We start from the raw sequence: 2,333 nt of genomic DNA, 5'->3' as shown, positions 1-2,333 counted from the left end.
GGATCGGCCGTGGTGTTTCGGCGTGTTCCCGGAACCGGCGGCAGCCCCGGGGAGGGAAGGGCGGGCGTGGAAAAGCATGACCGTGCGGCCCGTGGCTCACGGGCCCGCCGGCCGCGGGCCGGGGTCGGGCCGCCATCGTGGGGAATGCCTTCCCGGGTGGACCCTGGGCTGACCCAGCCCCGGCGGATTTCACCGTGGGCTCCCGCCCTGACAGTGAATCGTCACCGCCGGATCGGCTCGCGACCTTCGAGGTGACGTACGTGGATGCTGACACTGGTAACAAGTACACAACACAAGGGCGCTCCGGACGGGACGCGCCCACAGACACGACAGGGGATGGAGTGGACCTCGAGTTCGATGTGACCATCGAGATCCCGAAAGGGCAGCGGAACAAATACGAGATGGATCACCACACCGGGCGGATCCGGCTCGACCGGATGCTGTTCACATCCACCCACTATCCCTCGGACTACGGCTTCATCGAGGGTACGCTGGGTCGAGATGGTGATCCTTTGGACGCGCTCGTCCTGCTGGAGGAGCCGACTTTTCCGGGCTGCCTGGTCCGGTGCCGGACGATCGGCATGTTCCAGATGAGCGATGAGAAGGGCCCCGACGACAAGGTGCTGTGCGTGCCGGTCGCGGACGTCCGGCAGGAGCACCTGCGGGACATCAGGCATCTTCCGGAGTTCGACCGGCTGGAGATCCAGCACTTCTTCGAGGTCTACAAGGACCTGGAGCCGGGCAAGTCGGTCGAGGGTGCGTCGTGGGTCGGCCGCGCCGACGCGGAGCGGGAGATTCTCGCCTCGATCCGGCGCGAGGAGGAGGATGCCGCCGCGCAGGGGCACCACGACGGTTCCGTGCCGGACGCCGCCGCCCTGGACGTCCCGGGGCACCCCGCCCCGGAGGTCAGGTCGGCCTGACCGGTTCGCCGGACCGCGGGTTCGTTCGGGATCCGCGGAGCGGCACCCGGACGTCTTCCGTTGCGGAGGATCCGTCCGGCGCATGGGCGCCTGACTCCTGGACCGCATCCCCGATGCGGTCCAGGAGTCAGGCAACAGCGCCCACGACCTGTTCCCGGGTCATGGAGCCGGTGCCCTGATCAGCCACTCCAGGTCACGCGGAGCACAGTGATCGTATGAAGATTATCTTCGATGCTGTAGAGCAGGACTCCGTAGGCGCCGAAAGCAGCGGTCCACTGTTCGCTGTACTTGTCGCAGGTGCTGTGCTGCCTGGGGTCGGCGGTCAGCTGGTCCAGCAGCTGGTCAAGTTCACGACGACCCGCAGGTGGCAGGCTGTCTCGTAGCTGTTCGGCGTAGGTCAGCCAACGGACCGTGTACCGGGCCATAGATCTCTTATTTCCTCGTGCTGTCTGCGTGGGGGTAGGTCGTGGTCCCTCCAAGCACGGACAGGTCGCCAGCGGCAAGCCGGCGTCGGTCTTCGGTGGCACCCGCCTGGATCTCGGGATTGGCCGCGAGCACGGCCCAGGGCCACCAGCGGTCGATGACTCGGAGTAGTGGCGCCAGGTCGATGGCGTCATCGACTTCGATGACGGCCGCGTGGAACTCGGCTTCGAAGTCGACGCGCTGATCGGGCCTGAGTGCGGCCCGGATCGCCGGGGCCGTACGCTCAACCCGGTTGCGCACCCCATACGGGGGGATCGTGACATCCACGCTCATGAGATCGATTGTCGCACGGCGCGCCCCCTCGGCCGGCTGGCCGCACCGTGCTCCCGTCCGCGTCCGTCGCGCGAACGACCGGGCTTCTCAAAGAAAAATCACCCGCCGGATGGCCGCATCGGCGACGCGTCGGGCCGGCCGGACTACCGGTTCCGTAGATGCTGTGGAGGCCGACGGCAGCCAGCCGACATGTGGACCATCTCGGCCCGAGAGCGGGTCGCGATGGTGTCATGCTCGCCGAGCGCGTCGGACGTCCACCCATCCGGTACGGCGCCTGATCGCATGAGTTGATAGGTCACCGACCATGAGCTATCTCAACGTGATCGCTGTTGGCTTGGTCCCGCCCTGGTCAGAGGGGGTCTGAGCCGGAGGCGGGGATTGAACCCGCGACCTATCGCTTACGAGGCGATTGCTCTGCCACTGAGCTACTCCGGCGTGTTACTGGCTCCACGGGCTGACCGGCGGTAGGATCACGAACCTCTTGATCATAAATCTTCTGATCGTGAATCTTCCCGCGTTGCCGGCACCCCGAGGAATCCAGCCTCACCGAGTATGCCAGACCGGTCCGGGTGGTCCTGCCGGTCGGTGGCGGGCGCCGCGAAGGAAGGCGGTGACGGTGCTGCGACGAGGGCCGCGGATCTTCGGCGTGGGCGGGGG

3 protein-coding genes and 1 tRNA gene are annotated in these 2,333 nt (G+C 66.9%); 1 reads left to right on the top strand and 3 read right to left on the bottom strand.

Annotation, left to right across the window (positions count from 1 at the left end):
- The first annotated feature begins 341 nt into the window (after positions 1-341).
- A complete protein-coding gene (locus AC5LUJ_RS11285) occupies positions 342-920 on the top strand; it encodes an inorganic diphosphatase (protein WP_445548229.1) in 579 nt (192 codons plus the stop codon).
- 179 nt (positions 921-1,099) lie between these two features.
- Here the strand turns inward: AC5LUJ_RS11285 and AC5LUJ_RS11280 are convergent, their stop codons facing one another.
- The 3 genes from AC5LUJ_RS11280 to AC5LUJ_RS11270 form a co-directional block, all read right to left on the bottom strand.
- Entirely contained in the window at positions 1,100-1,345 is a 246-nt protein-coding gene (locus AC5LUJ_RS11280; RefSeq protein ID WP_250287111.1) for a type II toxin-antitoxin system RelE family toxin, read from the bottom strand.
- A gap of 7 nt (positions 1,346-1,352) precedes the next feature.
- Positions 1,353-1,676: a DUF6247 family protein gene (locus AC5LUJ_RS11275; RefSeq protein WP_250287108.1), complete on the bottom strand. Its 324-nt coding sequence runs from the start codon at positions 1,674-1,676 to the stop codon at positions 1,353-1,355.
- 363 nt (positions 1,677-2,039) lie between these two features.
- A tRNA-Thr gene (locus tag AC5LUJ_RS11270) sits at positions 2,040-2,111 on the bottom strand.
- Between the last annotated feature and the right edge of the window lie 222 nt (positions 2,112-2,333).

This window comes from Protofrankia sp. CiP1_Cm_nod3 (genome assembly GCF_982290655.1).
The sequence above is the reverse complement of the archived record's forward strand: the minus strand, read 5'-3'. Positions and strand labels throughout refer to the sequence as shown.